Below are 2,769 nucleotides of genomic sequence, written 5' to 3' on the forward strand. Positions count from 1 at the left end.
GCCGTGAGTTTGCCACCGCCGTACGAACGGGCACAGGGACTGGGATCGACGCCGCCCGGGGCCTGCGCCTACAGGAACTGCTGGATCAGATCTGATGCACGCGTGCGTCCACCGGGAAGCTCGCACAGAGAGCACTGGCGTGCGCCTATACCCATCCGGGCAGTGGTGGACGGGAGCCCATCCAGACCCCCTGCACAGTGAGGTACACATGTCTGAACAGCCCATACCCACCATGGCCGGTGTGCGCCTGACGAAGGTCTATGACAACAGTGGGTTCTGGGCCTTCTGGCGGAGTCGCTCGCAGGGGTCTGGCCGGTGAGGGCGCAGGGGGGGCGATGACGTCGACCTGCAGTTGGTGGCCGGGGCGCTGCTTCTCGTACCGCTTCCAGCGGGTGGAGTGGAGCTTGTAGCGCTGGGAGGCCGGCAGCCGGTTGAGGCCGACCTTCTTCAGGATGCGCCAGATACCGCAGGAGCTGACTGTGACGTCGTGGTAGCGCTGCAGGTACATCGCGATCTTGGCTGGGCCGAAGTGGTACTGCTGACGCCGCCACAGGATCTTTTCCACGACGTCTGCCTCGGTGGCGTGCGGTGTGTGGTGCGGTGCGCTCGAGCAGTCCTTCAGCCCGTCAAGCCCCTTGGGACTCGTAGGGGTCTGATGCAGCGTTGGGTGACAGGTTCACCCGATCGTGCACCAGACTTAGGTTCGAGAACGGCGTCCTCGTCGAACGCGAGGAGCAGGCCGCTTGATCGGCTGAAGGAGCCACCAACCGTCCCATGGACGAGCTGACCTATCCGCAGTCAGGCTAATGTGGGGCGCCGAGAGCTCCGTGCGACTGGACTACCGTGCCCAGCGGCTCATGACCGGAGCGGTGCCGATCAGGCACTCGATGTCGGTCGGGAAGCCAACGAGGGCGTAGGCGGTCAGGCGCAGGTGGCCCTCAAGGCAGACGAGGTTGTCCTGCCTCTCGCCGACGAGGATGAGCGGAGAAAATCGCTCGCCTCGGATGAGCGCGTGGGCTGCGTCGACGAACGGTTCATTGGGCACGTCGAACGCCCGGAACCCTGCCTTGATGCGTGCGGCTGCGTCGGCCGGCCGGCGGCTGCCACCCGACAGTTCAACCCAGTAGGAATAGTCGAGGTAGCGCACGCTGGTCGCCTCGTCGGCGGACAGGAGTGCCCTGGTCCACGTGACGTGAGTGGGGAAGTTCTCGAACAGATCGCGGTTCTCGCCGTACCCGCGCACCGCAGCGAGCAAAGCGCGACGTGCGAAGTTCGCTCCAGCGTCGGAGAGGTCCGGACGTGTGAGCAACTGCTCGGCCAGCCCGGCTGCCGCCAGTTGGGACCGGAGGTTCTGGCCGAACCTCCGGCTGGATAGCTCACCGCTCAAGAAGCAGGCGACCATCTCGTCCTCACTGCTCACACCCAGTACCCGCACGACCGTCAGCATAGGATCGAATTCTTTGGGCGCCGAAGCCTGCTCGCACGTCATCTTGTCCACGGGCCTCGACTATTGCTCGGTGGAGAGACGAAGGGGTAATTGGCGGGCAGCAGGGCTGCCGATGCGGGGCTACGAGAGGCGGAGCACGTGCGGGAGCTGCAATATCTGTCAACGGCCAAGTTAGATGATTTTTATGAGCAGCTGCGAAGAGGGCTCACCGATCGGTCCGTTGAGACAGAAGTCGGCGCGCTGGGCGTCAGCGCCCGCGTCGCGTGCGGGGGAAGTGGTGGCACCGCGGCGCCGACGCCCGACGAACGGCTGGAGCAGATCCTGGGCCACCTCCGAAAGCAGTGCTGGGCCCGTACTTGGGAGCCGGCTGCGTGCGGACATTTGGGGGTCGGCGCTTGGCTGGAGTTTCGCGGTTTCTTCCGTTACGGCCCCGCAGCCAGCGATGTCGGACTTCGGGACGCTGGCGTCTTCTCCTACGCGTCCGTGGAGGACGGCGGCTGCCGGCATCGTGACGAGGAGTTCTGCAGCAACATCGAGGTAGTGCTGTGCGGCTCGATGCAGCACGTGCGAGACCATCGCGAGCACCCGCCCACCAGGATGGGATCCGGCTCCGACTGGCTGCATGCCATGGCCGCCGACCTGGTCGCCCGTGAGATGCAAGGTGACACAACGCCACCCGCCCTGCTGGCCTCCACAGCCCGAACGACCAGGAGTTCGCGGCCCGGTCCGCCTACTCGATGATCTCCCACTTTTACCCGACCCCGGGGTACCTGAGCGGCCACGCCCGGTGCTGTGCAACTTCCCGTCGGGGCAGTTGCGGCACCGGCTGATCGTGGCGACCCCCTTGTACGTGGAGAGCGGATCACAGCCCGCGCCGACGGTCACGAACGGGCCGATGTCTCCCACCCGCAGGCTTGAGCGCCGGTGGCGTTGGCTGAGGTTTCGGAGATAGTCCCAGCTGCCGGGCCCGTTGCCCCGCGAGCGTCAGCGCCCTGCGGGGCTCGGTGGGGCCTGTTGCAGGCGGTTCCACTCGCCGAGCCGCTTCGCCTTTTGCCGCGCTCAGAACTGCAAGTGCTTCTTCACCGCAGCGACCTGCGGACCAGCATCGGAAGCAGGGGCCTTCCACCGGTGCGCGGTGCCTTCACCATCGACGTAGACGAGGGTGCCGCCCTTTGCTTGCGCCGTGGTCAGGTCGAAGATCTGCGCATCCCATACGAAGCTGCCCGGCTGAGCTTGGCGTTTAACATCGCAGGTCACTCGACCTGCTGATCTGCGGTTCTTCCCGGGACAGCGGAGACGGCCGTTCTTCACGCTTCGAGATG

Annotated in this window: 3 protein-coding genes and 1 pseudogene; 1 reads left to right on the forward strand and 3 read right to left on the reverse strand. The window is 65.8% G+C overall.

Annotated elements, in window-relative coordinates:
* Positions 1-337: 337 nt before the first annotated feature.
* Both AB0M87_RS33235 and AB0M87_RS33240 read right to left on the reverse strand, forming a co-directional pair.
* Positions 338-518: pseudogene (locus AB0M87_RS33235) on the reverse strand (IS481 family transposase); the annotation flags it as partial.
* A gap of 320 nt (positions 519-838) precedes the next feature.
* Positions 839-1,489, reverse strand: a complete 651-nt coding sequence (locus AB0M87_RS33240; RefSeq protein ID WP_365859624.1) for a hypothetical protein — start codon at positions 1,487-1,489, stop codon at positions 839-841.
* 96 nt (positions 1,490-1,585) lie between these two features.
* Between AB0M87_RS33240 and AB0M87_RS33245 the strand changes: the two genes are divergently transcribed.
* The gene (locus AB0M87_RS33245; protein WP_365859620.1) at positions 1,586-2,188 is read left to right on the forward strand and encodes an SAVMC3_10250 family protein; all 603 of its coding nucleotides are present in this window, start codon (positions 1,586-1,588) and stop codon (positions 2,186-2,188) included.
* 318 nt (positions 2,189-2,506) lie between these two features.
* On the opposite strand, the gene AB0M87_RS33250 is transcribed toward AB0M87_RS33245, so the two are convergent.
* Positions 2,507-2,769, reverse strand: a 263-nt coding sequence (locus tag AB0M87_RS33250) for a hypothetical protein (protein WP_365859622.1), incomplete at its 5' end; no start/stop codon positions are given.

Origin of the sequence: Streptomyces sp. NPDC051320, from assembly GCF_040682175.1 — a bacterium.
Classification (GTDB): domain Bacteria; phylum Actinomycetota; class Actinomycetes; order Streptomycetales; family Streptomycetaceae; genus Streptomyces.

Excerpts from the sequence above, each read along its gene's own strand:
- AB0M87_RS33240 (WP_365859624.1), bottom strand. The coding sequence starts at position 1,489 with ATGACGTGCGAGCAGGCTTCGGCGCCCAAAGAATTCGATCCTATGCTG.